The sequence below is a fragment of the Ferrovibrio sp. genome (genome assembly GCF_964218355.1).
Taxonomy (GTDB): domain Bacteria; phylum Pseudomonadota; class Alphaproteobacteria; order Ferrovibrionales; family Ferrovibrionaceae; genus Ferrovibrio.
In genome coordinates, this window is sequence record NZ_CAXPMC010000016.1 from 450571 (window position 1) to 475199 (window position 24629).

Consider the following 24629-nt stretch of genomic DNA (forward strand, 5'->3'; position numbering starts at 1 on the left):
CACCTTCATGCCTGCAATCCCTCCACCACCAACTCGGCCGCGGCCAGATCCTCCAGCGCGGTGCCGACCGACTTGAACAGCGTGATCTGGTCGTCGGCGCGCCGGGCCGGGCCGTCGGCGCGGCACAGCTCGAACAGGTCGCCCTGCACATCCTCGGGCCGCAGCAGGCCATGCTTCATCGGCTGCACCAGGTCGCCGGCCTCCTTCAGCGCGCCGTCGCGGGTATCGACCCAGACATCGGCACGGTCCAGTGCCGCATCGTCGGCCTCGCGCATCTCCGGCGTGAATCCGCCGACCAGGTCGACATGCTGGCCCGGCCGCAGCCACTCGCCGCGCACCAGCGGCTCGCGGCTCAGGGTCGCGCAGCTGATCGTATCGGCGCTGCGCACAGCGCTTTCCAGATCGTCGGCCACCACGATGGCGGCATTCAGGTCGCCCAGCTTCTCGGCCACCGCCTCGGCGCGGGCGCGGTTGCGGTTCCAGATCTCAATGCGCCTGTAGCGGCGCACGGCATGGTGGGCGCGAATCAGATGCGGCGCCAGCGAACCGGCACCGACCATCAGGAACTGCTGTGCATCCGGCCGCGCCAGCGACGCGGCGGCCAGCGCCGAGGCGCAGGCGGTGCGGCGCAGGGTCAGCGCCACGCCATCGATCACTGCCTGCGGCCGCCCGGTTTTCGCGTCGAACAGGACATACGTGCCGATCACCGAGGGCAGGCCGACGGCGCCGTTATCGGGAAACACGCCGACCGCCTTGATGCCGATATGGCGGCCCGGCTGCCAGGCCGGCATCACCAGCAGGGTGCCGCCGGCGGCGCCCTGGGGCGCATCGGGCGGCGGCGCGATGTGGAAATGGCTGCGCACCGGCACCTGGCCGCCGATACGGAAGGCCGCGCGCAGGGCTTCGATCAGCCGGCCATAGGGCAGGGCGGCGTGAACGGTGGCGGCGTCGATGACTCGGATCGGATCGGACATGCGGTCAGACTAGCAGGGCCGGCGGCAGGACTGCAGGGTCAGACCGGGTTTGCCGGCGGCAGCGCATCCGTCGTGGCCGGGCCGGCCGGCGGCGCGGGCACCGCCTGGCGGGCCTGCTGTTTCGCCCGCTGCCGGCGGGCGGCGGCCCAGGCATTCCAGCGGCCGGCCACAACCCCGAGCAGCAGGCCGGCGAGGAAAACCAGAAAGACCAGCAGATAGAGCTGGAGATCGATCAGGAAGGGCAGCGGATCGAGGCTGACGGTTACCGTCTGGCGGTTGGCCACCGCAAAAACCGCCAGCAGGACGAGCAGGATGACGCCGATCAGGCCGCGCAGGAAACCGATCACGGCGCCACCGGATCAGGCGTTGTCGTCGCCGTCGTCGCCGCTGTCATCGCCGCCATGGTCGACGCCGCCATTCAGCTTCAGGCGCAGTTCCTTGCCGGTCTTGAAGAAGGGCACGAATTTCTCCTGCACCTCGACCGCCGCGCCGGTGCGCGGATTGCGGCCGGTGCGGGCGGGCCGGCGTTTCACGGAAAACGCCCCGAAACCGCGCAGTTCCACACGGTCGCCACGGGACAGCGCACTGGCGATCTCGTCGAAGATCGTGCCGACGATCCGCTCGATGTCGCGTTGTGTCAGATGCTGGTTCCGTTCAGCCAGGCGATTGATAAGTTCGGACTTGATCATCGGCTTATCCCTGCGCAGCGGCGGCGGGCGCCCCCCTTGAGTGTTTACTCAGGGTGCCAAAGGGAAACCAGCCCGTCAAGCCTAAGCCGTTCGGGGAAAAGGCTTTTTCCAAAGAGGGCGGAAAAGGCCTGGCCGGCCATGCCGCGCCAGCCGTCGATCGGCGGTTCCGACGGGATGTCCTGCAGCGGCAGATCGTCGGAAATCGCCTTCGATTCGGCCAGCCAGCGGCGGGCCTCGGCGATGCTGCCCAGCTCGTCTATCAACCCATGGTTGAGGGCCGTGCGGCCCGAATAGACGCGGCCATCGGCCAGCACCCGCACCTGCTCGGGCGGCAGCTGGCGGCGCTCGGCGACCAGGCCGACGAACCAGTCATAGGTCTCCATCACCATGCGGCGCAGCTGCTCGCGCCCTTCCGGGCTGAGCGGCTTGATCGGCGAGGGCTGGTCCTTCAGCGGGCCCGAGGCGATGCTTTCGGCGCTGACACCGAGCTTGCCCAGCAGTTCGGAGAATTCCGCGGTCTGGAACAGCACGCCGATCGAGCCGGTCAGCGAGGTTTCGCGGGCGAAGACGCGGTCGGCGGCGATCGCCGTCATGTAGCCGGCCGAGGCGCCCATGGTGCCGATCACCGCCACCACCGGCTTGGTTTCGGCGACCCTGCGGATGCCGGTATAGAGCTGCTCGCCGCCATAGGTGCTGCCGCCCGGGCTGTTGACGTAGACGATCAGCGCCTTCACGTGATCGTCCTCGGCGGCCTCCTGCAGCTTCTCCGCCCACCAGGGATTCTCGGCGATCAGGCCGGCAATCTCGAGCCGCGCCACATGATCCTGGCGCCGCGCGATCACGTTGCCGGGATCAATCCACCACAGCGCGCCGAGCCCGACCGCCAGCAGGGCCAGCACGGCGACGAGGCGCCACCAGTTCAGGCGGCGGGCGAGTTTGCGGCGTTCCAGCCAGGCATCGGTATCGAAGGACATGGCCGAAAGGTAAGCGCTGGACCGCAAAATGCCAAGCTGCCGGCCGGACCGGCAGGGGGCCGGACCGGGGCAATGTCACGATTGTCCCGATTGCACCGCCGGGGCGGCGGGCGTATGCACGGGCCGGTCCCGCCGGAGTCCCTCCCCCATGCAGAAAACCCTGCTGCTGTATCTCGGCATCGTCCTGATCTGGGGCACCACCTGGCTGCCGGTGAAGCTGCAGCTGGGCGTGGTCGATCCCGCCGTCTCGGTGGCATACCGCTTCTGGCTGGCCGCCGCCCTGCTGTTCGCCTGGTGCGGCATCCGCCGGCTGCCGCTGCGCTTCTCCCTGCGCCAGCATGCCGGCATCGCGCTGCTGGGACTGTTTTTCTTCTCGACCAACTTCGTGCTGATCTATCACGGCAGCAGCTTCCTGCCGTCGGGCCTCGTTGCCGTGGTCTTCTCGATGATGGTGGTGATGAATATCGGCAACGGTGCCGTCTTCCTCGGCCGCCGCCTCGACCGCCGCGTCGCGCTGGGCGCCGCCTTCGGCCTGGCCGGCATGACGGTCACCTTCTGGACCGACATCGCCGCCTTCGACCCCGGTGCCGGCGCTTCGCTCGGCCTGCTGCTCTGCCTGCTCGGCACATACTCGGCATCGCTGGGCAACATCATGTCGGCGAAGAACCAGATGGCCGGCCTGCCGGTGCTGCAGGCCAATGCCTGGGGCATGGCCTATGGCGCGGCGGCCGTCAGCCTGTATGTGCTGCTGTCCGGCACGCCCGTCGCCTTCGACCCGTCGCCGGTCTATGCCGCCTCGCTGCTGTATCTGGCGGTGGTCGGCTCGATCTTCGGCTTCGGCTGCTATCTCACCCTGCTCGGCCGCATCGGCCCGGAACGGGCCGCCTATTCCGCCGTGCTGTATCCACTGGTGGCGCTGGGCATCTCCACCATCGCCGAAGACTATCACTGGACACCGCGCGTCTTCGCCGGCATGGGGCTGATCCTCGCCGGCAACCTGCTGGTGCTGGTGCCCGGGCGCCTGATGCGCCGGCTGGCGCCGCTGGCCGTGCTGCTGCTGGTGCTGGCCGTGCCGGCCGCGCCGCATGCGCAGACCGCGCAGATCGGCGGCGAGGCGCCGCGCTATACCGACCGCGCGCTGTCGGCAACGCCGCTGGATGCCGCGATCCGCATCCGCCACTGGGCGCCGGGACTGAATGACGGCTATGTGCCGCAGGGCCTGACCTTTGCGCGCGGCACGCTGTTCGTCGGCGCGTATAAAAGCACCGACACGAAGATCGGCCGCGGCCCGGCCAGGGTCTTCGCCGTCGACCCGCAGGGCGGCGCGGTGATCGGCGGTTTCGACCTGCCGCCGGCCATCGGCCATGCCGACGGCCTGGCCGCGACACCCGATGGCGGCCTGCTGTATGTGGCCGACAACAGCCGGGCGCTGTTTGCCTTCGACCTGCCGCGCTCGCTGCAGGCCGGCCGCGCCGTACCGGTGGGCGAGCCGCGCAGGCTGGCCGAGGGCGGCGGCCAGCCCGGCAGCAACCTGCTGGCCTTCGATGGCGAGAATCTGTGGTTCGGCCGTTTCCAGCGCGACGGCCAGGCCCTGATTTTCGCCGCCAGCCCGGCGAAGATTTTCACCGGCAGCAAGACACCGCTGACCGAGGCCGAAACCGCCCACCGGATTCCGCTGCCGCTGCTGGCCCAGGGCGCCAGCTTCGATGCACAGGGCCGGCTGTGGATCAGCAGCAGCAACGGCAGGGGCGGGCGGCTCTACCGGCTGAACCGGCAGGATGGCCGCATCGAGGCCGAGTATCCGGCGATGGCCGGCCTGGAGGATCTGGCGCGCGGCCCCGGCGGCCTGCTGTGGGCGGTGGGCGAGGCCGGATCGCAGCGCTGGAGCGGCTGGCCGACCTTCTTCCCGCTGCTCTTCGCGTTCGACCCTGCTGCACTGCAGCAGTAACCGCCGGACCGCGCCGTGCATTGATGCCGCGGCGGATCGCGGCATACTGGCGGCATGGAGCTGCCGCTTGACCCGACCGTGCCGCTGGCCGGCATCGCGCTGATCCTGCTGCTGGTCTGGCTGACCGGCGGCCGGCATCGCGCCGCTATTGCCGCGCCGGCCGAGGCGGCCGCGCTGCTGGCGTTGCCGGAAACCGGCTTCGCGGCCGCCGAGATTGCCGTCTCGCGCGACGGCAGCACGGCGCTGGCCCGCGATGCGGCCGGCCATATTGCCGTGGTGTTCGGCAGCGGCGCCAGACTGGCGGCGCGCCGGCTGCCGCGGGGCGAGGTCGTGCAGGTCGCAGTGGACCGGGATGCGGACCAGGCCGACGGCACCACCACTGCCACCGCCACATTGTGCATCCGCAGCACCGCGTTCACGCATCGCGATTTCGTCCTGCGCCTGGATGCCGCGGCGGCGGCGGACTGGCAGCGCCATCTGCAGGCGCAGCCGGCATGACCGGCCCGGAAAGCATGGGCCCGGCCAGCATCGGCCTGCCCGATCCGGTCATCCTGGCGATCCCGGCCTTTGTCGGCCTCGCCGTACTGGAAGTTCTGGTGGCACGCTGGCGCCGCCATCCGGCCTATGAGCTGAAGGACACGGCGGCATCGCTGACCATGGGGCTGGTCAACCTGGTGCAGGCGGTGCTATTCGCCGGGCTGATCTGGTCCGGTCTGCAGGCGGCGTATCAGTGGCGGCTGTTCGACCTGCCGCTGACGGTCTGGACCTGGCTGGCTCTGCTGTTCGCCGAGGATTTCGTCTATTACTGGTTCCACCGGCTGAGCCACCGGCATCGCCTGTGGTGGGCGGCCCATGTGAACCACCATTCCTCACAGCATTACAATCTGTCGACGGCCCTGCGCCAGCACTGGACCGGGAATTTCGCCGGCATCTGGCTGCTGTGGCTGCCGCTGGCCCTGCTCGGCTTTCCGCCGGCACTGATCGTGTTCCAGCAGGGCGTCAGCCTCGTCTACCAGTTCTGGATCCATACCGAGCAGATCCGCCGCCTGCCGCGCTGGTTCGAGGCGGTGTTCAACACGCCCTCGCATCATCGCGTGCACCACGCCACCAACCCGCGCTATCTCGACCGCAACTATGCCGGCATCTTCATCATCTGGGATCGGCTGTTCGGCAGCTTCGAGGCGGAAGACGATGCCGAACCCTGCCGCTACGGCATCGTGAAGAATATCGGCAGCTTCAATCCGCTGCGCATCGCCTTCCATGAATGGGTCGGCATCGTCCGCGACCTGCGGCGCGCGCGCAGCTGGCGCGAGGCCGCCGGCTATCTGTTCGGCCCGCCGGGCTGGCTGCCGGACGGCAGCGGCCCGACCTCCGACCGCCTGCGCGCCGACTGGCTGGCCGGGCGGAAGCCGACCGCGGGCTGATCAGTCGAGCAGGCCGCCGCGCAGGGTGGCCTGCAGCACGCCTTTTTCCAGCGCCTCGGTGGCGATCAGGTGCTGCCGCGGTTTCGGCGGCTCGCCCTGCTCGGTCCAGCCGGCGCTGTGGCTCTGGGCGGTCAGCACGAAGCCGACACCGCCATTGCCGTCGCCCACCGGCAGCAGCAGGCGGCGCACCCGGCTTGAGCCTTCCTCGGGCCACTGCCGGGTGGTTTCCGCATAGAAGGGCCGCCCCTTGTCGAGCACGGCGGCATACAGGCCCTCGACATAATCCCGGTAGTCGCCGGTGAATTCGGCGCTGGTCTTGCCGGTCAGGTCGCGGCCGCGGCGCTGCACCAGTTCGGTGCCGACCAGACGGAAGCGCACCGTGCGGCTGCCGTCGCCAAGCGGCTCGGCCAGCACCAGATGCGGCAACAGCCGGCGCGGCATGTCGAGCGGGTCGATATCCGGCCGCAGCGGCAGTGGGCGACCGCCACGCCGGCCCGACCAGTAGGCGGCCAGATTGAGCAGGATGCGGTCATCGGCGAAAGGCAACTGGGCGGGTGATTTCACTGGAAAACGGCGGTGACTGGAGGAAACGAATCGGCGCCGTTAACCATTAAGCATTCCGCTTTCATATTCAATCACTTGCAACCTGACAGGGAATGCTTTCGACCTGAAGTATCGCAGGCATGCGCGGTATTCGCCGGCAATGGCCGCGCTAGTCGCCGAGACTGGTTTTCAACCGCCCCAGCGCCAGCCGGATGCGCGATTTCACCGTGCCCAGCGGCAGGGCTTCCCGCTCGGCGATGTCGCGATGGGACAGATCCTCGAAAAACGCCAGCCGCAGCAGCCGGGCCTGTTCGTCCGGCAGGGCGGCCAGCGCCGCCTGCATGCGGGCGCCATCCTGCTGCGCATCGAGGCGGTGATCCGGCGCCGGTTCGGGATCGGGCACCAGGGCCGGGTCTTCCGGATCGAAGGCCGGCCGCCTTTCGCGCCGCAGCCGGTCGATCCGCTTGTTGCGGGCAATGGTGAACAGCCAGGTGGCCAGGCTGGCCTGGGCGGCATCGAATGTGACCGCCCGGCGCCAGGCGGTCAGCAGGCTTTCCTGGGCCAGCTCCTCGGCCATGTCCTCGGGGGTGCCCTGGCGCATCAGCCAGGCCTTCAGGCGCGGCGCAAAATAGCCGTAAATCGTGGCGAAGGCGGCCTGGTCGCCGGCCACCGCAACTGCCCGCATCAGAGCCGCCTGCTGCTCCCTGTCCATGTCTGCATGGTGAAGAAACCGTGGCAATCAGGCAAGCCGGATCAAGGATTTAGCCACCAGACCGGCAAACCGGCGCGGCCGGCCGAATCCGGGGTGGAAATCGCCGCCGGCCGCCGCTATCTTCCGGCCATGACCGACAAGACGGACCTTCGCCCGGCAACCCTCCTGCTTGCCCTGCTGTTCCTGTTGCTGCCGCCGGCCGCCGGCCAGGCCCATGCCGCCGAGCCCGGCAAACAGACAGCCGCAGCCGCTTCGACCGAAACCCGGCGGATCGGCAACTTCCAGGCCTGGGATGCCTACGAATACATGAACAAGGGCACCCAGCTCTGCTACCTGCATGCCCAGCCGAAAAAGACCGAGCCGGGCAACGTGCGGCGCGGCGAGATCTACATCCTCGTCACCCACAAGCCGAAAGAGCATATCCGCAACGAGGTCAGCATCTATTTCGGCTATCCGCTGAAGGATGCGGTGGCGGCCAAGGCGGTGATCGACGGCGCCAGCATCGACATGTTCACCCATGAGGAAGCCGCCTGGGCGGCCGATTCCGATACCGACCAGAAGCTGGTGCAGGCCCTGCGCAAGGGCCGCACCCTGGTGGTCAAGGGCATATCGACCCGCGGCACCAACACCACCGACACCTACGACCTGACCGGCTTTACCGCCGCCCTGCAGGCGATCGACAAGGCCTGCAACATGGGCGCGTCATCGTGATCCCGCAGCCGGCAGCGCAGGCAGCGGCAGCCCTTGTGCCGGATATCGCGGCGCGACAGGCTGTGGCGCCGGCTGCCGATAGGGCGGGCCGGACCGGCCTGCTCGGGCTGACGCGGGCCGAGATCGCGACCGCCCTGGTTGCCGCCGGTGAGCCGGAGAAAGGCGCGAAGATGCGCGCCAGCCAGCTCTGGCACTGGATCTATTACCGCGGCGCCACCGATTTCGCGGTGATGACCACGCTGTCGAAAGAGCTGCGCGAGCGCTTGGCGGCGACGTTCTTCGTCGGCCGGCCGCAGGCCAGCCGCGACCTGAAAAGCACCGACGGCACCCGCAAATGGCTGCTGAAATTCGCCGATGGCGAAGAGGCCGAATGCGTGCATATCCCGGAAGAGGATCGCGGCGCGCTGTGCGTGTCCAGCCAGGTCGGCTGCACGCTGACCTGCAAATTCTGCCATACCGGCACCATGAAGCTGGTGCGCAACCTGGATGCCGGCGAAATCGTCGGCCAGGTGATGCTGGCCCGCGACCATCTGGAAGAATGGCCCTCGCCGAAGGACGGCCGCATGCTGTCCAACATTGTGATGATGGGCATGGGCGAGCCCCTGTACAATTTCGACAACGTGTCGAAGGCGCTGAAAATCGTGATGGACAACGAGGGCATCGCGATATCGAAGCGCCGCATCACGCTGTCGACTGCCGGCGTGGTGCCGATGATCGCGCGCTGCGGCGCCGAGCTGGGCGTCAATCTCGCCATCAGCCTGCATGCCGTGCGCGACGACATCCGCGACGTGATCGTGCCGATCAACCGCAAATATCCGATCACCGAGCTGCTGAAAGCCTGTGCCGACTATCCCGGCCTCAGCAACGCGCGGCGCATCACCTTCGAATATGTGATGCTGAAGGGCGTCAACGACAGCCCGGCCGACGCGAAGGAACTGGTGCGCCTGCTGAAGGGAATCCCGGCCAAGGTGAACCTGATCCCGTTCAATCCCTGGCCCGGCGCGCCCTATGAATGCTCCAGCAACGAGGCGATCCGCAAGTTCAGCGACATCGTGTTCAATGCCGGCTATTCGTCGCCGGTGCGCACGCCGCGCGGCCGCGACATCATGGCGGCCTGCGGCCAGCTGAAATCCGCCAGCGTCAAGCGCAGCAAGGCGGATATCCTGCGCGAGCAGGCGGCCAAGGAAGCCGCCGCCGCGGCCCTGCCGGCCTGACCGCGCCGATGCCGCGCCGCACCGCCCTGCCGACGCTGCCCGGCATCCTCGCCGCCGGGGCCCTTGCCGCTGCTGTCGCGCTTGTCGCTGCCGGCGCCTGGGCGCAGCAGCGCGGCCCCCAGGCCCTGCCACCGGCGACACCGCAGGCAGCCCTGCCGGACAGCGTGAAGCCGGTGACCCTGCCGGCCGACCACGATCCGGCCACCCAGTTCAACAGCACCGAACGCTGGCTGATCCCGCGCTATTTCGAATTGCTGCGCGACCGGCAGCGCCGGGCCGGCCGCAGCAAGATCTATGCCCGCGCCCTGCCGGCCGGCCTGACGGTGATGCCCGGGATCGGTGACACGCTGCCGGCCACGGTGATGGCGCAGATGGAGCCCCTGCCCGGCCCGCTGCTGCGCGAATTGCCGCCGCGCCGGCCGGATACCCAGCGCTATGTCGCCGGGCAGAATGTGCTGCTGATCCAGCTTTCCTCGGGCCGCGTGCTCGACACACTCGACCGCGTCATCTACTAGCGCTGGCTGCCGGGCTGGCCGGCTGCCGTTGCCGCAGCGCAATCGGCGCGCGGTGCCTGCGGCGTCAGGCCGTTCAGGGTGGCGATATCGATCCAGTAAGGACTGCGCGGCAGGCGGCATTCCATCAGGTCGCGCAGGAAGGCCTCGCGCGTGACGCCGTAGCCGTCGCTCCAGGCCTCGTCGAGGAAACGCCGCGCCATCGGATAATTGCCGGCATAGATCAGCTGCAGCATGGTGCGCACCAGCCGGCCCGGCACATGCTCGACGGCATCGTCATCCGCCCCGTTCTTCGCCGCATCATCGGCAGCCGCTTCGTGCAGCAGCCGTGCTTCCGCCTCCAGGCGGCCGACCGGCGGCGGCGGCCGGCGCATCTGGGCCGCGGCAAAGCGGTAACGCCCTTCCTGCGGATCGTATTTCAGCACCACCCGCGGCAGCGCCGTGTCGGGCAGCAGGTCCCAGCCGGCATAGGTCGGGTCTTCCACGATGATCTCGAAATCCGGATCGGCATCGCGCTGGATCAGCCGCGGAATGCCATCCTGGGTGACCACCCGGGCCAGCACCCGCGGGCTGGCGCCCAGTTCGATCACATGCAGGGTGAAGCAGCAGTCGCCCGCGCCGGACCAGCCGAGCAGCACCAGCTGCGGCTTGCCGCTGCCGGCGACATCGGTGCCCGGCGGCGGCAGCCGCAGGTCCGGACGGCGGGCGGGATCGAGCCAGCGGTCCTCGATATCCAGCATGACCTGGCCGCCGCGGCGCAGCTCGAAACGCTGGCGCAGGATCAGCGGCTTTTCGCCGCGCTGTTCCTGGGCGGCAACCCGGGCCGGGCTGTCGCGCAGGGCGCTGAGCATGACCAGATGGTAGCCGGCGATCTCGCGTTCCCACTCGGTGCGCTGCCAGCAGCTGCCACAATCCGCCCAGACCGCCCGCGGCGGCTGGGCAGCCGGCGGCAGATCCGGCGGCGTGGCGGCGGCGGTTGCGGGGTCGGCTGCCGCCGCGAGGGCCAGCAGCAGGGCGCGAATGATGATGAAACGGCGCATGACGGTCACTTTCCGCCATACAGACTGAACCTGCAATGCGGCGGCAATAAGGCCGGCGCGATCAGCCGCGGAAAAAGCCGACCAGGCCGGCGAGATTCTCCGCCTGGCCCGACAGGGCGCGGGCTGCGGCAGTGGTCTGCTCCACCAGGGCGGCATTGCGCTGGGTCGCCTCGTCCATCTCGGCAACCGCGCCGTTGACCTCCTCGAGGCCGCGCGCCTGTTCGCCCGAGGCCGCCGCGATCTCGGCCACGATGTCCGAGACCTTCTTCACCGCATCGACGATTGCCTGCAGGCTGGTGCCGGCCTGCCCGACCAGCTGGCTGCCGCTTTTCACCTGGGCATTCGATTCCGCGATCAGCGTCTTGATGTCCTTCGAGGCATTGGCGCTGCGCTGGGCCAGGGCGCGGACCTCCTGGGCCACCACGGCGAAACCCTTGCCGGCCTCGCCGGCGCGGGCCGCTTCCACCGAGGCATTCAGCGCCAGCAGATTGGTCTGGAAGGCGATCTCGTCGATCAGGCCGACGATATCGGCGATCTTGCGGGCGCCCTGCTCGATGCCGGCCATGGCTGCCACCGCATCCGAGACGACCGCGCCGCCCTTTTCCGCCGTGTCGCGCGCAGCCACTGCCAGCTGGTTCGCTGCACGGGCATTGTCGGCATTCTGCTTCACCGTCGCGGTCACCTGATGCATGGCGGCGGCGGTCTGTTCCAGCGACGAGGCCTGGCTCTCGGTGCGCTGCGACAGGTCTTCGCTGCCGGCGGCAATCTCGGTGGCCGCGGACCGTACCGTCCCGGCACTCTGGGCCAGCTTCTGCGAGAAGTCCCGCAGCAGGCCCGCCATGCCGTTGGCGCTGGTCTTCAGCTGGCCGAAGATGCCGCCATATTCGCCCTGCACCAGCCGGCCGAGATCGCCCTGGCCAAGGGCCTCGGTCACCTGCGCCAGTTCGCCGGCCATCGCCTGCAGCATGCCGGTCAGGCGGTTAAGCTGGCGGCTGACATCGGCGAAGAAGCCCGGCCGGCCGTCCTCCGCCAGCCGTCCGCCCAGATCGCCGGCGACGATCCGGTTGACCAGCCCGGTGATCTCGGTCGCGGCAACGGTTTCGCGGGCGGTGCGCTCGGCCATTGCCTGGCGGTCGGTTTCGGCGGCAGCGAGACCCTCGCGTTCCGTGGCGCGCCGGGCCGCATCGCCGGCCGCCCAGTCGCGATACTGCCGGCGCAGGGCCGCCAGCGCCGCGCCGCGGCCGGCCAGCAGGGCAAACAGCACGGCCAGCGGCTGCGCCAGCCGGAAGGCACGGCCGAGGCTGCGCGCCAGTTTCTCGTCGGCCTCCGCCTGCATGCTGCGGCAGATGGCCTGCAGGTCGGCGGCGACGTGGTCGCGCAGCCGGCTGATCGCGGCGATGCGCCGCGTGGTGATCGCAAACCAGTCCGGTGCCGCGATGCCGCCGGTGCCGCCATGGGCAACGGCGTCGTATATGGTGCCGCGCAGCTGCTGCAGCTCGGCGAAGACCGGCTCCGCCAGCACCTGGTCGAGCACCGCGATCTGCGCGGCGCTGGCGCGGGCACGGAAGCCGTCGAAATCGGCAGCCTGCATATGCCCGAGCAGCACGAAACGCTGATAGACCTCGGGTTCGAAACGGCCGGCGGCCAGCGCCGCCGAGCCGGTGGCGCGCTCCTGTGCGGCTTTCTCGAGGCCTTCCAGCAAGGCCAGATAGGCATCCAGCCCACGCAGCAGATCCGGATGGCGCAGCGCATAGCCGATCTGCTGCAGGCTGCCGAGCGCGGCACGGATCGGTGCCGTCCAGTTGGCAAAGGATTGCTGGGTGGTCAGGTCCAGCGCATCGATCGCCGGCCGCGCCGTGCGGGCGCGGTCGAGCAGCGCCGAAAGCGCGTCGCCCGCCTGCAGCAGGTCCACCAGCAGCGGCAGGGGGCGGCAGGCCTGCAGGCGGTCGCGCAGGTGCAGGACGGCTGCGTCGAGGCCGCCGCGGGCGGCCTGCAATTCGCTGCGGAACTGCGCGCCGCGGCTGCCGAGGAACAGGGCGCTGGACCCGCGTTCGCGATGCAGTTCATGCAGCAGGCCCCCGACCGCCGTGGCATAGCCGATGGCCGCCTCGGCGGCTGGCGTCTCCTGCAGGATCAGCCAGCGCTGGTGCAGGTGCGAGGCAGCGAAACCGGCAAAACCCAGCGCGGCGATACTGCCGCGGCCATATGCGTCCGATCCCATACGCGCCTCTTCCGTCGCAGCACTTTTCTGTTACTGCCCTGTTACTACACCCCTGCTGTTCCACCACGTCGGCGCCAGCGGCGGTGCCTGGCAAAGCCGTTCTGCATCGCATGCGGATCGAAGCAGGAAGCATGCCACCATAACCCGCAGTAGAGCGCACAACCTCCCGTGAAAGCGGCGGCCCGGTATCGCGGCCGCCGCTGCGTCAATCGCCGCGCGCCACTTTCCCGGCTGCTGAAAAGATATGCGCCCCGCCGCTATTTGCGGCGGGGCGCAGGGCAGCCGCAGGGCGGCGGCGGATCAGTAGCGCTTGTAGGGAAGGAACTTGCCCGACATGGTCAGCCGGACGCGGTCGCCCTTCGGATCGGGCTGCCGTTCCATCTTCATGTCGAAATCGATCGCCGACATGATGCCGTCGCCGAATTCTTCCTGGATCAGCTCCTTGAAGGTGGTGCCATAGACCTGCACCAGTTCGTAGAAGCGGTAGATCAGCGGATCGGTCGGCGGCCCCGGCGGCAACGAGCCGCGATAGGGCACTTCCGCCAGCAGCTTTTCTTCCATCTTCGTCAGGCCGAACAGCTTGGCGGCCTTGGCCGCCTGAGCCGGCTCCAGCTTCATCTGTCCGAGCAGGCCGGCAGTGGTGTAGAAGGGCGACTGCTTGGCGTCGATCTTCTTGGCGATGTCCGCCCAGTCCCAGCCCTTCATGCGTTTGATATCGAGAATCTTCTCGGTGACTTCGCTGCGCTTCACGACGGCCTCCTATGGCATTTTCTGCGCGTTGGTGACGAACGGAATCTTTTGTTGTCAGCCCGCCCGCATCGCGGCGGTCGGTTTCTGTCCGGCCCGCACCTCGGGCGGCCGGCGGCCGTCCCAGCCTGCCGGCGGCACGAAGGCCTTGGACCGGCGGACCAGGAAATCCAGCAGGTGGTTGCGGATCGGGTAATAGTCGGGCTGTTCGTGCAACGTCTCGCGCTGGCGGTCCTTCGGCAGGGTGTTGACCAGAACCTCGGCGATCTTCGCCTCCGGCCCGTTGGTCATCAGCACGATGCGGTCGGCCAGCAGCATCGCCTCGTCGACATCATGGGTGATCATGAAGACGGTCTGGTTGGTGGCGGCACGGATGCGCAGCACCTCGTCCTGCAGCGTTCCGCGGGTCAGGGCATCCAGTGCCGAGAAGGGCTCGTCCATCAGCAGCATCTTCGGTTCGATGCTGAGCGCGCGGGCGATGCCGACCCTCTGCTTCATGCCGCCGGACAGCTGCGACGGCTTCTTGCCCTCGGCACCGGCCAGCCCGACCATGGCAATATACTTGCGGGCATGCGCCACCGCCTGCGCCTTCGGCCAGTCGGGCCAGCGCGACTGCACGGCAAACAGCACGTTCTCCTGCACCGTCATCCACGGCATCAGGGCATGGCCCTGGAACACCACGGCGCGGTCGAGGCTGGGACCTTCGACGGCCTTGCCATCGAAGATGATCGCCCCCTCGCTGGGCCGGTCGAGGCCGGCGAGGATGTTCAGCACGGTGGTCTTGCCGCAGCCGGAATGGCCGATGATGCAGACGAACTCGCCCTTGTCGACGCCGAACCACAGATTCTCGAAGACCGGCTTGTCGGTGCCGGGAAAGCGGCGGGCCAGGCCCTCGACGGAAATGAACTGACTCATGACAATCCCCGCTTCATTCCGGATAGGTGACCAGGCGGGTGAAGAAGCCGAGCAGCTGGTCGAGCAGCATGCCGATCACGCCGATGAACAGGATCGCGTTGATGACGTTGGCGATCGACAGGTTGTTCCACTCGTTCCACACGAAGTAGCCGATGCCGGTGCCGCCGACGAGCATCTCGGCTGCCACGATCACCAGCCAGGCGATCGACACCGAGATGCGCATGCCGGTAAGGATGGTGGGCGCCGCCGCCGGCAGGATCACCCGGAAGATCTTGCGGAAGGTGCCGACCTCCAGCGTGCGCGCGACATTCAGCCATTCCTTGCGCACATTGGCGACGGCGAAAGCGGTATTCACCAGCATCGGCCAGATCGAGCAGATGAAGATGACGAACACCGCCGAGATGTCGCTGTCCTTGATCGTGTAGAGAGCCAGCGGCATCCAGGCCAGCGGCGAGACCGGCCGCATGATCTGGATGAACGGATCGAGCGCGCGACGGAACAGCGGCGACAGGCCGATCAGGAATCCCAGCGGCACCGCCACCAGCACGGCAGAGCCGAAGCCGATGGCGACCCGCAGGATCGAGTAACTGAGCTGGGTGCCGATGCCCTGGTCGTTCGGTCCCTTGTAATAGAAGGGATCGGCGATATGGGCCCAGAGCGTCCGGCCGACATCGAGCGGACCGGGCATGGCGGATTTTCCGCCCACCGCGGTCTGCCCCATCAGCTTGGCATATTCCGGATCCACATTGCTCGCCGCGCTGCCATCCAGGGTCGCCAGATGCCACGCCGCCAGGAAGGCGAGCAGCAGGGCGACCGACAGGATGGCGGCACGCAGGCGGAACGACAGGGCCATCGGCTTGCTCCTCGGTTCTTGAGGTTCCCGGACTCAGGCCCGCTTGATCTTGAACGAGCTGACATACTCGTCCGGCTTGGCGGGATCGAAGGTCTTGCCCATCACCTTCACCGAGGCATAGGTGCTGGATGGCGGGGTGAGGCCGACTTCCTTCATCAGCTTCGCCGCATCGGTGGCGAGGAAGACCTGCTCGGCGACCTGCTTGTAGTTGATGTCGCCCTTCAGCTGGCCCCAGCGCTTCATCTGGGTGAGGATCCAGACCGCGAAGCTGTGCCAGGGGAACGGCGCGAAGTCGATGCGGTCGGGGACCTTCTGCACCTTGCCGAGACCATCGGCGAAGGTGCCGGTCAGCACCTGCTCGACCACGGTCACCGGCTGGTTCAGGTAATTCGCCGGCGCGATGGCGGCGGCGATTTCCTTGCGGTTGTCCGGCTTGGTCGCATAGGCGGTCGCCTCGATGATCGCCTTCAGCAGGGCCTGGTAGGTATTCGGCATCGTGGTGACGAATTCCTGACTGGCCGCGAAGGCGCAGCAGGGATGGCCGTCCCAGATTTCCTTGGACAGGATGTGGATGAAGCCGACGCCGTCATAGACCGCGCGCTGGTTCACCGGATCCGGCGCCAGGAAGCCGTCGAGATTGTCGGCGCGCAGGTTGGCCACCATCTCCGGCGGCGGCACCGAACGGATCTGCACATCGGTATCCGGATCGATGCCATGCTCCGCCAGATAATAGCGCAGCAGGTAGTTGTGCATCGAATAGTCGAAGGGCACGCCGAACTTGAAGCCCTTCCAGTCCTTCGGATCGCGCTTGTCCTTGTGCTTCATCGCCAGCGTGATCGCCTGGCCGTTGATGTTCTCCACCGCCGGCATGGTGTAGGGGATCGGGTTCGAGCCCGTGCCCGTGGTGATCGCCAGCGGCATCGGCGACAGCATGTGCGCGGCGTCGTATTCCTTGTTCAGCGCCTTGTCGCGCACCACCGCCCAGCCGGCGGTCTTGATCACTTCGACATTCAGGCCGTGCTTGGAATAGAAGCCCATCGGATGGGCCATGATGATCGGCGTGGCGCAGGTGATCGGGATGAAGCCGACCTTCAGGTCCTTCTTCTCGATGGCGCCGGCCTTGCCCTGGGCGAAGACCTCGCGGGCGGTGGCCAGCGGGAAGACCTGCTCCAGCGCCCCCAGCAGGGTGGCGGCGCCGATGGCGTGCAGCACGCGGCGGCGGGTGGTGTCGTCGGGCAGGATGGCGCGTACCACGGCCTGGTCGACCGCATTGGTCAGGCGCTTTTCCTCGTCGGCGGCAGTGACCAGCTCGGCCTGGCGCTGCATCGCGGCGACTTCGGCATTGTGCTCGAACAGGCTGCGATGCTGGCCGCAGGGGCAGGCCTCGAGCCTGGCTTCGCTGTCGAACGGATTCTGGAACAGTGACATGGCGGTTTGGTCCCCCGTGGTCTGTGGCTGCCTGTTTTGCGATGCAGCAAGGAGCGTGCCAGAGGCGGTCGGGACCGGCCCGCCGCCGGGATTCCGCCAAGGACGCGGCTGTCACCGGGCCCAGGGGCATTACGAAATTCCGTAGTATACGAAGTCTCGTAGTTGTGATTACGATGGATCGTAATTCACCGGACCCGCACCGGAGGTGCCGATGGCCGCCGACCCGCTTCTGCTCGCCCCCCGTCCCAGCCTGCCGCCGGCATCGCCGCCATCGCTCGGCCGTGTTTTCGAGGCCTGCGCCGAGGCGATGCTGGTGCTGGACCCCTGGAGCGGCCGGCTGGCGGAGGCCAATGCGGCAGCCGGCCGGCTGCTCGGCTATGACCGCGCGGTGCTGCGCGACATGCCGATGGGCAGCCTGCATCCCGGCCAGATGCCGGCCCTGATCGTGTTCACCGATGCGGTGCTCAGCCAGGGCCGCTTCCGCACCCGCAGCCTGACGCCCCGCCACGCCACCGGCGCCGAGCTGAGCGTCGAATATTCCGGCGCGGTGCTGCCGCCCGCCGAGGATGGCCGCGGCGAGACGCGGCCGCGGCTGCTGCTGACGCTGACCGACCTGCAGGACCTGCGCCGGCGCAGCATCGATTCCGATGCCGATGCCTATATGCGCGGCGGCATCGCCGAATGGCAGAAGGTCGAACGCTTCTTCCGCGATGTCGAACGCGAGAACCAGCTGATCCTGCGCGCCGCCGGCGAAGGCATCTACGGCGTCAATGCCGAGGGCAAGACCACCTTCGTCAACCCGGCGGCCGAACGCATGCTGGGCTGGGCAGCCGAGGAACTGGTCGGCAAGGACATGCACACCATGGTGCATCACAGCCATGCCAATGGCGCGCATTACCACAACCACGACTGTCCGATCTACATGGCCTTCCGCGACGGCGCCGTGCACAAGGTCGATACCGAGGTGTTCTGGCGCCGCGACGGCAAGCCCTTCTGGGTCGAATACACCTCGACGCCGATCCGCGACCGCGGCCTGGTGGTCGGCGCGGTGATCGTGTTCCGCGACATCAGCCACCGCCGCGAGGCCGACGAGAAACTGCGCGCCGCGCTGGCGGAGGTCGAAACGCTGCAGAAGCGGCTGGAACTGGAAAACGCCTATCTGCAGGAGGAAATCCGCATCGAGGGCAACCATCGCGGCATCATCGGAAATTCCGCGGCGGTGCAGGGCATCCTGCGCCAGGTCGAGCTGGTGGCGCCCACCGATGCCACCGTGCTGGTCACCGGCGAGAGCGGCACCGGCAAGGAACTGATCGCGCGGGCCATCCACGACGCCAGCACGCGCAGCAGCCGGCCGCTGATCCGCGTCAACTGCGCGGCGATCCCGCGCGAACTGTTCGAGAGCGAATTCTTCGGCCATGTGAAAGGCGCCTTCACCGGGGCGCTGCGCGACCGCGTCGGCCGCTTCGAGCTGGCCGATGGTGGCACGCTGTTCCTCGACGAGGTCGGCGAGATTCCGCTGGAGCTGCAGGGCAAGCTGCTGCGCGTGCTGCAGGAGGGCCAGTTCGAGCGCGTCGGCGAGGAGCGCACCCGCAATGTCGACGTGCGGCTGATCGCCGCCACCAACCGCGACCTGCGCCAGGAGGTGCGGGCCGGCCGTTTCCGCGAAGACCTGTTCTTCCGCCTCAACGTCGTGCCGGTGGAATCCGTGCCCCTGCGCGAACGCCGCGAAGACATTCCGCTGCTGGCGGCGCATTTCTTGCGCGGCATGAACCGCAAGATGAATACCGCCAGCCTGCGGCTGAGCGAGGCCGATGTGCGCCGCATGGCGCAATATGACTGGCCCGGCAATGTGCGCGAACTGGAAAACGTGATCGAGCGCGCCGCCATCCTCGCCCGCAACGGCCGGCTGCAGGTGGTGCTGCCCGATGCCGGACCTGCCGCCTCACCCGGCCCCGCACCCGCCGGCAGCGGCGAGGCCGGGCCGGCCCTGCTGACCGAGCATGACCGCCGCGACCGCGACCGCGCCAATATCCTCGCCGCGCTGGAGGCCTGCGGCGGCAAGGTCTTCGGCCCGGGCGGCGCCGCCGAGCGGCTTGGCGTCAGGCCGACCACCCTGGCCTCGCGGATCAAGGCGCTGGGACTCCGCCGGCAGCGCGGCAGCTGAGAGGGCGCCGCAGATCAGTATCTGCCGCCGCGCACGAAACGGACAATGCCGGCCGCCACCTCGGCCTCCTGTTCGGCAAAGCCGTGCGGCTCGCGCCCTTCGCAGGCTTCGACCGCGGCGGATGCAAACCGCGAACCCGGCCCACCCGTCACCGTGACAACCTGCAGCCGCGCGGATCCGCTGGCCGCCGCCGCTATGGTCGCAAGGCTGGCCGGCGGCGACCGCAGGCAGCGATCCGCTTCATGGCCGACCAGCAGCAGCGGCTGCCGGATCCGGTCCAGCGGCAGGTCGAACACACTCTGCGCCACCCAGGCCAGCCGTCCCCGGCCGCCGGCCGAAACCGGCGAGGTCAGCACCACGCCATCCGGCGCGGCATCGCCATCGAGACGGCTGGCGGCGTTTGCCGCCGATATGGCCCCGCGGCTGGTGCCGACGATCCAGACCGGCACGCTGTAGCGCTGCCGCAGGACAGGGACGAGGCCGCCGAGCGCCGCGGCATGGCCCGGTTCGATCCGGAACCCGCCAAGTCCCTCGCCGCCCTGGTAGGCGGCCGGCGCATCGACCAGCGCCGTTGCCACGCCTGCAGTGCGGAAAGCCGGCACCGAACGGATCAGGGAATTGCCGGTCAGGGCGCGCGGGCAGCCGCGATCGTCGAGATCGGCAAAGCCACCGCCGCCCGGCAGCAGGATCAGCACGGCAGCCGGCCGCCCTTCTGGTTCGCCGACCGAAACCCGGTATGGGCCGCCCTCGGCTGCCGCCAGTGTCTCGAGCCGCCCGCATGGCGCCTGCGCCGCGGCCATCTCCGGGGCTGCCGCCAGAACCAGAAGGGCAAGGATCGGAAGCATGCGTTTCATGATCACACCGGTCTGCCTGCTGCCTGCGGGGCCTGCGGGACGGGATGCCATGGGAATGGCCGGCACAGACGGCGCGCAGCGTAGCATGAATATCCGCAGTCCGGAGTACTGGCGGCGGCGGCATCAATCTGGCACTCGCCCCCTCTTGTCTGCCAGCCCGCAACGCGGTCCAATGTCGCCGTCATCCTCCCCGGATGCCGGCCGCCGCTTCAGCAGACGAGGCGCCCATGGCCACCGCGAAACTGGACAAGGGCGGCAGGCTGACCCTGCCGCAGGACCTGCTTGGCAGCCATCACTGGCGCGCCGGCACCGCATTCACCATCGAGGACCGGCCGGAGGGCCTGCTGCTGCGCCCGCTGCTGGCGCCGGCGAAGCCGGCACGCGAAACGGCAGCGGGGCATGGCGATGGCGGCGGCCGCGACCGCGCGCTGGCCGAGGCCATGCGCGACCGCTACGCCCGCCTCGGGCATTGACTGCCGGCGTCTAGCCGGCGCTGCCCAGCTCCTCAGCCACCAGGTTGACCCAGAAGGCGGCGCCGGCCAGCAGGATGTCGTCATTGAAATCGTAGGTCGGCGTGTGCACGTAGCTGCAGCCGCCTTCCTCCGCGCCGCCATTGCCGAGCAGGATATAGGCGCCGGGCTTCTTCTCCAGCATGAAGGCGAAATCCTCGGCGCCGGTCAGTGCCTCGGCATCGCCGTCGACCAGCGCATCGCCCACCGTCGCCTGTGCCGCGCGGATCGCCGTGGCGGTCTGCTCGACGGCATTCACCAGCGGCGGATAGCGGCGCAGATAGTGATACTCGGCCGCGCAGCCATGGGCCTTCGCGATGCCGTCGGCCAGTTCGCCGAGGCGCCGCTCCAGAAGGTCGCGGTCTGCCGGCGTGTAGCTGCGCGCGGTGCCGCGGATCGTCACCTGCGCCGGGATCACGTTGGGCGAGCCGTGGCTGCCGGCGGCGATATGTCCGACGCTGACCACGGCGGCATGCTGCGGCGAGATGTTGCGGCCGACGATGCTCTGGGTCGCGGTCACGAAGGCGGCGGCCGGCATCACCGGATCGGTGCCCTTGAACGGCATGGCGCCATGGCCGCCGGTGCCGCGGAACACGACCGTCCATGTGTCCGAGGCCGCCATCATCGGGCCGGTGCGGATGGCGAATTTGCCCGTGGCAATGCCCGGCATGTTGTGCATGCCGTAGACGGCATCGCAGGGAAATTTCTCGAACAGGCCTTCCTCGATCATCACCCGGGCACCAGCCTCACCCTCTTCGGCCGGCTGGAAAATGAAATGCAGCGTGCCGGCGAAATCCGGATCGGCGGCCAGCTGCTTCGCCGCACCCAGCAGCATGGTGGTATGGCCGTCATGGCCGCAGGCATGCATCTTGCCGTCATGCACCGAGCGGTGCGCGAAGCTGTTCATCTCCTGCAGGTTCAGGGCATCCATGTCGGCACGCAGGGCGATGGCGCGCTGGCCCGGCTTTCTGCCCTTCAGGGTGCCGACCACGCCGGTCTTCGCCAGGCCGCGATGCACCGGGATGCCCCATGCGGCCAGCTTCGCCGCGACGACGTCGGCGGTGCGGTTTTCCTCGAAGGCGGTTTCCGGGTGCCGGTGGATGTCATGGCGGATGGCGACCAGTTCGTCGCGATGCGCCAGCAGGTCGCGGGGCAGGATGCGGGTCATGACGGACTCTTTGTGCAGAAGGCGGGGAGATCCCGCCAATCCCAGCATTCCGGCCAGGCCGGCGCAAGAGGCAGGCGATTGCACCGATACAATTCCGTGCATCCGAACGGGCCGGGAATGACGCCGAAGCCCTCTGGACTTCCGGCCCGCACCGCCCCATCATCCCGGCCCAGAACAACGATAAACCGCCACCCGAGAACCCGGCATGACTGCAGCCCGCCCTGCCTTCCATCACCCGTCCCTGAGCGTCGCCCAGAGCGTCTCGATCCTCTCCGGCGCCGCGATCATGCTGTCGCTGGCCATGGGCATGCGCCAGAGCCTCGGCCTGTTCATGCAGCCGGTCACCCGCGACCTCGGCATCTCGGCGGCCGACTTCGCCTTCGCCCTGGCCGTGCAGAATATTGTCTGGGGCATCGCGCAGCCCTTTGCCGGCGCCCTGGTCGACCGGTTCGGCACCCGGCTGATCGCGCTGTTCGGCGGCCTGCTCTATGCCGGTGCATTGCTGCTGACCGCCTATGCCTCGGCGGCGTGGATGATCACGCTGGGCTCGGGCGTGATGATCGGCGTGGCGCTGGCCTGCACCACCTCCGGCATTGCCGCCAAGATCGCGGCCAAGGTCGTGCGCCCCGAGCGGCGCAGCCTTGCCTTCGGCCTGGTCTCGGCGGCCGGTTCGATCGGCACCTTCTTCTGCGCGCCGCTGGCCCAGGGCGTGATCCAGTCCAGCGGCTGGCAGATGGCGATGTTCGTCTTCATCGCACTGGCGGCGGCGATGCTGCCGGCGGCGCTGATGGGCGGCCGGGCCGACCGCGTGCCGCTGGACGGCCAGGCGGGCGGACTGGGCGAGAGCATGCGCACCACCCTGGCCGAGGCGCAGCGCCATGGCGGCTATATCGTGATGTCGGCGGCCTTCTTCGTCTGCGGCCTGCAGCTGGTGTTCCTGACCACCCACCTGCCCACCTTCCTGGCCGATTGCGGCGCCGACCCGATGCTGGGCGCCCAGGCGCTGGCGGTGATCGGCGCCTTCAACGTGTTCGGCTCGTGGCTGTTCGGCTGGCTCGGCGACCGCTGGCACAAGCACTGGCTGCTCGGCATCATCTACATCATCCGCTCGCTCGCCATCGCGCTGTATTTCATGCTGCCGGTCAGCCAGGCCTCGACCCTGGTCTTCGCCGCCGTGATGGGCACGCTGTGGCTGGGCGTGATCCCGCTGGTCAACGGACTGGTGGCACAGATCTTCGGCATCCGCTATCTCGCCACGCTGACCGGCATCGCCTTTTTCAGTCACCAGGTCGGCAGCTTCCTCGGCGCCTGGGCCGGCGGCGTGATCTACGATGCGCTGGGTTCCTACACCCTGGCCTGGCAGCTGGCCGCCGGCATCGGCGCGGCGGCCGGGATCATGCAGCTGTTCATGAACACGCGGCCGACCGAACGCGTGCTGATGGCACAGGCAGCCGCTACCAGCCCGGCGGAATAGGCCGCGCCGCGCCGGGCATCACCGGTGCCGCTGCTGCGCCAGGCGCAGCAGCGTGAGGATGGCGGTGGCACCGGCGCCGGCGGCCAGTCCGATCCACAGCCCCGTCACGCCGAAGCCGCGCATCCCGCAGAGAAACAGGCCAAGCGGCGCGCCCACGCCCCAGTAGCCGATGAGCATGCAGATCATGGGCGTGCGGCTGTCCCGGCATCCGCGCAGCAGGCCCGAAGCAGCGAGGCCGGGATAGCCGGCGAACTGGATCAGGCCCAGCAGGACCAGCAGTCCGGCGGCGATCTGCGCCGCGGCCATGCCGGCGGCACTGCCGCCGAAGAAGGCGGCGGCCAGGGGTTGCGCGCCGGCACCGAGCAGCAGCAGCAGCGCCACGCCGCCGGTCACGGCGAGGCCGAGGCTGCCGGCCAGCGCCGCCCGCGCGGTTCCCGGCTCCTCCAGCGCCACGGCCCGCGCCATGCGCACCATCGCCGCCTGCAGCAGCGCTGCCGAACCGGCATAGACGATGCCGGCCATGCGCAGGGTCAGGGTATGGGCGGCAACCTCGGCCGCGCCCAGCGTGGCGGCATAAAGCGTGGCACCCAGGAAAATGCCGGTTTCGGCTGTCATGGTGATGCCGATCGGGATCCCGACGCGCAGCACGGCGGCGGTGCCGGGCCGGTCGGCGGCTCCCGGTTCCTGCCCGGCATCCCGCCCGGCGGCCGGCCGGACCGGCATGGCATGACGGGCAGTCACGGCCAGCAGGGCAAAACTGGCCAGCGCAACCAGCAGCGATGAGACCCCGGCACCGGTCGGGCCCAGTGCCGGAACCGGGCCGGCGCCCATCATCAGCACATAGTTTGCGACCGCGTTCAGCGGCAGCATCGCCAGCGTGATCTTCAGGAAGACCTTCGGCTTTTCGGCGGCGGTCAGGATCGTGCGGTAGAGCGCAACACCGAGCATCGGCGCCAGCAGCAGGGCCATGCTGCGCGTGTAGCCGCGCCCCTGCTCGAGAAGCCCCGGGTCGAGACCGCAAAGGCGCAGCCAGTCCGGCGCCGTCCAGACCAGCGGCACGGCCCCTGCCGCCAGCACGCCCGCCAGCAGCCAGCCGGTCCGTTCCAGCCGCCGCCGCCCGGCTGCGTCCGCGCGCGTCACCGCTGCCGTATAGAACGGGGCGATGCCGCCCAGCACGCCGGCACACAGATAGAAAAGGATCGACTGGAGGTCGCTGCCGACCGCCACTGCTGCCAGCGCCTCGGCGCCGAACAGGGCCAACACCATCACCGTGTCGGTCACGCTCATGCCCATGTTGACGAAGGCGATCAGCGCGACCGGCAGTGCCAGCCGCAACAGGGCGCGAACCTCGCCGGACAGCATATCCGGTCCGGCTGCCGGAAGTGAATCGGCATGCGTTACAGTCATTCCTGCTTCCTCTGAATTTTTCTAGCGGTCGCGCAGCCGCCGCTCCGCGACCCAGAACGGCCGCGCGGCCTCGTAACGCGCCGCCACGGGATCGGTGCCGGCATCCTCGGCGCGCCGGCCGGCGACGGCACCGGCAAGGGCCCGCATG

The 24629-nt window shown here is 68.8% G+C and carries 25 protein-coding genes; 9 read left to right on the forward strand and 16 right to left on the reverse strand.

Annotation, left to right across the window (positions count from 1 at the left end):
* Positions 1 to 5 precede the first annotated feature (5 nt).
* Genes ACEQZY_RS11385 through sppA form a run of 4 tightly spaced genes read right to left on the reverse strand, consistent with a single transcriptional unit; the run spans position 6 to position 2637 of the window.
* A complete protein-coding gene (locus ACEQZY_RS11385; RefSeq protein WP_370154379.1) occupies positions 6 to 974 on the reverse strand; it encodes an ornithine cyclodeaminase family protein in 969 nt (322 codons plus the stop codon).
* Between the two features lie 38 nt (positions 975 to 1012).
* Positions 1013 to 1321, reverse strand: a complete 309-nt coding sequence (locus ACEQZY_RS11390) for a lipopolysaccharide assembly protein LapA domain-containing protein (RefSeq protein WP_370154381.1) — start codon at positions 1319 to 1321, stop codon at positions 1013 to 1015.
* A gap of 12 nt (positions 1322 to 1333) precedes the next feature.
* The gene (gene ihfB / locus ACEQZY_RS11395; RefSeq protein WP_341705539.1) at positions 1334 to 1663 is read right to left on the reverse strand and encodes an integration host factor subunit beta; all 330 of its coding nucleotides are present in this window, start codon (positions 1661 to 1663) and stop codon (positions 1334 to 1336) included.
* 44 nt (positions 1664 to 1707) lie between these two features.
* Entirely contained in the window at positions 1708 to 2637 is a 930-nt protein-coding gene (sppA, locus tag ACEQZY_RS11400) for a signal peptide peptidase SppA (protein WP_370154383.1), read from the reverse strand.
* Positions 2638 to 2785: 148 nt separating this feature from the next.
* Here sppA and ACEQZY_RS11405 point away from each other — a divergent pair, with 148 nt between their 5' ends.
* The 3 genes from ACEQZY_RS11405 to ACEQZY_RS11415 are packed head-to-tail and all read left to right on the forward strand — an operon-like array spanning position 2786 to position 6009.
* Positions 2786 to 4585, forward strand: coding sequence for an EamA family transporter (locus ACEQZY_RS11405; RefSeq protein WP_370154385.1), 1800 nt, complete (start codon positions 2786 to 2788; stop codon positions 4583 to 4585).
* A gap of 54 nt (positions 4586 to 4639) precedes the next feature.
* On the forward strand, positions 4640 to 5083 hold the full coding sequence (locus ACEQZY_RS11410) for a hypothetical protein (RefSeq protein WP_370154388.1): 444 nt from the start codon (positions 4640 to 4642) through the stop codon (positions 5081 to 5083).
* The gene (locus ACEQZY_RS11415) at positions 5080 to 6009 is read left to right on the forward strand and encodes a sterol desaturase family protein (protein WP_370154391.1); all 930 of its coding nucleotides are present in this window, start codon (positions 5080 to 5082) and stop codon (positions 6007 to 6009) included. The genes ACEQZY_RS11410 and ACEQZY_RS11415 overlap by 4 nt, the downstream gene beginning before the upstream one ends.
* On the opposite strand, the gene ACEQZY_RS11420 is transcribed toward ACEQZY_RS11415, so the two are convergent.
* Together ACEQZY_RS11420 and ACEQZY_RS11425 are read right to left on the reverse strand one after the other, a co-directional pair.
* On the reverse strand, positions 6010 to 6573 hold the full coding sequence (locus tag ACEQZY_RS11420; RefSeq protein ID WP_341705614.1) for a PAS domain-containing protein: 564 nt from the start codon (positions 6571 to 6573) through the stop codon (positions 6010 to 6012).
* Positions 6574 to 6721: 148 nt separating this feature from the next.
* Positions 6722 to 7237: a sigma-70 family RNA polymerase sigma factor gene (locus ACEQZY_RS11425; protein ID WP_370154394.1), complete on the reverse strand. Its 516-nt coding sequence runs from the start codon at positions 7235 to 7237 to the stop codon at positions 6722 to 6724.
* Between the two features lie 156 nt (positions 7238 to 7393).
* Here ACEQZY_RS11425 and ACEQZY_RS11430 point away from each other — a divergent pair, with 156 nt between their 5' ends.
* The 3 genes from ACEQZY_RS11430 to ACEQZY_RS11440 are packed head-to-tail and all read left to right on the forward strand — an operon-like array spanning position 7394 to position 9704.
* Positions 7394 to 7975, forward strand: coding sequence for an invasion associated locus B family protein (locus tag ACEQZY_RS11430; protein WP_370154397.1), 582 nt, complete (start codon positions 7394 to 7396; stop codon positions 7973 to 7975).
* Between the two features lie 44 nt (positions 7976 to 8019).
* Positions 8020 to 9189: a 23S rRNA (adenine(2503)-C(2))-methyltransferase RlmN gene (gene rlmN, locus ACEQZY_RS11435; RefSeq protein WP_370154448.1), complete on the forward strand. Its 1170-nt coding sequence runs from the start codon at positions 8020 to 8022 to the stop codon at positions 9187 to 9189.
* Positions 9190 to 9197: 8 nt separating this feature from the next.
* Positions 9198 to 9704: a hypothetical protein gene (locus ACEQZY_RS11440; protein WP_370154399.1), complete on the forward strand. Its 507-nt coding sequence runs from the start codon at positions 9198 to 9200 to the stop codon at positions 9702 to 9704.
* Here ACEQZY_RS11440 and ACEQZY_RS11445 read toward each other — a convergent pair.
* The 6 genes from ACEQZY_RS11445 to ACEQZY_RS11470 form a co-directional block, all read right to left on the reverse strand.
* Positions 9701 to 10741: a hypothetical protein gene (locus tag ACEQZY_RS11445; RefSeq protein ID WP_370154401.1), complete on the reverse strand. Its 1041-nt coding sequence runs from the start codon at positions 10739 to 10741 to the stop codon at positions 9701 to 9703. The genes ACEQZY_RS11440 and ACEQZY_RS11445 overlap by 4 nt on opposite strands.
* Positions 10742 to 10802: 61 nt before the next feature.
* Positions 10803 to 12962, reverse strand: coding sequence for a methyl-accepting chemotaxis protein (locus ACEQZY_RS11450; RefSeq protein WP_370154404.1), 2160 nt, complete (start codon positions 12960 to 12962; stop codon positions 10803 to 10805).
* A 300-nt stretch (positions 12963 to 13262) separates the two neighbouring features.
* Positions 13263 to 13712 carry a cyanase gene (gene cynS, locus ACEQZY_RS11455; protein WP_341705193.1) on the reverse strand — a complete coding sequence of 150 codons (450 nt, stop codon included), beginning with the start codon at positions 13710 to 13712 and terminating at the stop codon, positions 13263 to 13265.
* Between the two features lie 54 nt (positions 13713 to 13766).
* Positions 13767 to 14624 (reverse strand): ABC transporter ATP-binding protein, encoded by an 858-nt coding sequence (locus ACEQZY_RS11460; RefSeq protein WP_370154406.1) that lies wholly within the window; start codon positions 14622 to 14624, stop codon positions 13767 to 13769.
* Positions 14625 to 14637: 13 nt separating this feature from the next.
* Entirely contained in the window at positions 14638 to 15477 is an 840-nt protein-coding gene (gene ntrB / locus ACEQZY_RS11465) for a nitrate ABC transporter permease (protein ID WP_341705195.1), read from the reverse strand.
* A gap of 33 nt (positions 15478 to 15510) precedes the next feature.
* Complete coding sequence (locus tag ACEQZY_RS11470; protein ID WP_370154408.1) at positions 15511 to 16905, reverse strand: CmpA/NrtA family ABC transporter substrate-binding protein; 1395 nt, start codon at positions 16903 to 16905, stop codon at positions 15511 to 15513.
* Between the two features lie 211 nt (positions 16906 to 17116).
* Between ACEQZY_RS11470 and ACEQZY_RS11475 the strand changes: the two genes are divergently transcribed.
* A complete protein-coding gene (locus ACEQZY_RS11475) occupies positions 17117 to 19069 on the forward strand; it encodes a sigma 54-interacting transcriptional regulator (RefSeq protein WP_370154409.1) in 1953 nt (650 codons plus the stop codon).
* 14 nt (positions 19070 to 19083) lie between these two features.
* Here ACEQZY_RS11475 and ACEQZY_RS11480 read toward each other — a convergent pair whose 3' ends face one another.
* Positions 19084 to 19923, reverse strand: a complete 840-nt coding sequence (locus ACEQZY_RS11480; protein ID WP_370154411.1) for an alpha/beta hydrolase — start codon at positions 19921 to 19923, stop codon at positions 19084 to 19086.
* Between the two features lie 227 nt (positions 19924 to 20150).
* On the opposite strand from ACEQZY_RS11480, the gene ACEQZY_RS11485 reads away from it, so the two are divergent.
* Positions 20151 to 20396, forward strand: coding sequence for a hypothetical protein (locus ACEQZY_RS11485; protein WP_370154414.1), 246 nt, complete (start codon positions 20151 to 20153; stop codon positions 20394 to 20396).
* Positions 20397 to 20406: 10 nt separating this feature from the next.
* Here the strand turns inward: ACEQZY_RS11485 and ACEQZY_RS11490 are convergent, their stop codons facing one another.
* Positions 20407 to 21600, reverse strand: coding sequence for a M20 aminoacylase family protein (locus ACEQZY_RS11490; protein WP_341705308.1), 1194 nt, complete (start codon positions 21598 to 21600; stop codon positions 20407 to 20409).
* A gap of 205 nt (positions 21601 to 21805) precedes the next feature.
* Between ACEQZY_RS11490 and ACEQZY_RS11495 the strand changes: the two genes are divergently transcribed.
* Positions 21806 to 23074, forward strand: a complete 1269-nt coding sequence (locus tag ACEQZY_RS11495) for an MFS transporter (protein ID WP_341705309.1) — start codon at positions 21806 to 21808, stop codon at positions 23072 to 23074.
* Positions 23075 to 23092: 18 nt separating this feature from the next.
* Here the strand turns inward: ACEQZY_RS11495 and ACEQZY_RS11500 are convergent, their stop codons facing one another.
* Entirely contained in the window at positions 23093 to 24481 is a 1389-nt protein-coding gene (locus tag ACEQZY_RS11500; protein WP_370154417.1) for an MATE family efflux transporter, read from the reverse strand.
* 21 nt (positions 24482 to 24502) lie between these two features.
* Positions 24503 to 24628, reverse strand: a complete 126-nt coding sequence (locus ACEQZY_RS11505; protein WP_370154419.1) for a hypothetical protein — start codon at positions 24626 to 24628, stop codon at positions 24503 to 24505.
* Position 24629: the final 1 nt, after the last annotated feature.

What these genes read in the sequence shown, in the direction of transcription:
- ACEQZY_RS11385 (WP_370154379.1), bottom strand. Translation starts at nt 974, where the DNA reads ATGTCCGATCCGATCCGAGTCATCGACGCCGCCACCGTTCACGCCGCC.
- ACEQZY_RS11470 (WP_370154408.1), bottom strand. Translation starts at nt 16,905, where the DNA reads ATGTCACTGTTCCAGAATCCGTTCGACAGCGAAGCCAGGCTCGAGGCC.
- ACEQZY_RS11500 (WP_370154417.1), bottom strand. Translation starts at nt 24,481, where the DNA reads ATGACTGTAACGCATGCCGATTCACTTCCGGCAGCCGGACCGGATATG.
- ACEQZY_RS11505 (WP_370154419.1), bottom strand. Translation starts at nt 24,628, where the DNA reads ATGCGGGCCCTTGCCGGTGCCGTCGCCGGCCGGCGCGCCGAGGATGCC.
- sppA (WP_370154383.1), bottom strand. Translation starts at nt 2,637, where the DNA reads ATGTCCTTCGATACCGATGCCTGGCTGGAACGCCGCAAACTCGCCCGC.
- ACEQZY_RS11410 (WP_370154388.1), top strand. Translation starts at nt 4,640, where the DNA reads ATGGAGCTGCCGCTTGACCCGACCGTGCCGCTGGCCGGCATCGCGCTG.
- ACEQZY_RS11490 (WP_341705308.1), bottom strand. Translation starts at nt 21,600, where the DNA reads ATGACCCGCATCCTGCCCCGCGACCTGCTGGCGCATCGCGACGAACTG.
- ntrB (WP_341705195.1), bottom strand. Translation starts at nt 15,477, where the DNA reads ATGGCCCTGTCGTTCCGCCTGCGTGCCGCCATCCTGTCGGTCGCCCTG.
- ACEQZY_RS11430 (WP_370154397.1), top strand. Translation starts at nt 7,394, where the DNA reads ATGACCGACAAGACGGACCTTCGCCCGGCAACCCTCCTGCTTGCCCTG.
- ACEQZY_RS11485 (WP_370154414.1), top strand. Translation starts at nt 20,151, where the DNA reads ATGGCCACCGCGAAACTGGACAAGGGCGGCAGGCTGACCCTGCCGCAG.
- ACEQZY_RS11475 (WP_370154409.1), top strand. Translation starts at nt 17,117, where the DNA reads ATGGCCGCCGACCCGCTTCTGCTCGCCCCCCGTCCCAGCCTGCCGCCG.
- ACEQZY_RS11440 (WP_370154399.1), top strand. Translation starts at nt 9,198, where the DNA reads ATGCCGCGCCGCACCGCCCTGCCGACGCTGCCCGGCATCCTCGCCGCC.
- ACEQZY_RS11415 (WP_370154391.1), top strand. Translation starts at nt 5,080, where the DNA reads ATGACCGGCCCGGAAAGCATGGGCCCGGCCAGCATCGGCCTGCCCGAT.
- ACEQZY_RS11495 (WP_341705309.1), top strand. Translation starts at nt 21,806, where the DNA reads ATGACTGCAGCCCGCCCTGCCTTCCATCACCCGTCCCTGAGCGTCGCC.
- ACEQZY_RS11425 (WP_370154394.1), bottom strand. Translation starts at nt 7,237, where the DNA reads ATGCGGGCAGTTGCGGTGGCCGGCGACCAGGCCGCCTTCGCCACGATT.
- ACEQZY_RS11405 (WP_370154385.1), top strand. Translation starts at nt 2,786, where the DNA reads ATGCAGAAAACCCTGCTGCTGTATCTCGGCATCGTCCTGATCTGGGGC.
- ACEQZY_RS11480 (WP_370154411.1), bottom strand. Translation starts at nt 19,923, where the DNA reads ATGAAACGCATGCTTCCGATCCTTGCCCTTCTGGTTCTGGCGGCAGCC.
- ACEQZY_RS11460 (WP_370154406.1), bottom strand. Translation starts at nt 14,624, where the DNA reads ATGAGTCAGTTCATTTCCGTCGAGGGCCTGGCCCGCCGCTTTCCCGGC.
- ihfB (WP_341705539.1), bottom strand. Translation starts at nt 1,663, where the DNA reads ATGATCAAGTCCGAACTTATCAATCGCCTGGCTGAACGGAACCAGCAT.
- ACEQZY_RS11445 (WP_370154401.1), bottom strand. Translation starts at nt 10,741, where the DNA reads ATGCGCCGTTTCATCATCATTCGCGCCCTGCTGCTGGCCCTCGCGGCG.
- ACEQZY_RS11450 (WP_370154404.1), bottom strand. Translation starts at nt 12,962, where the DNA reads ATGGGATCGGACGCATATGGCCGCGGCAGTATCGCCGCGCTGGGTTTT.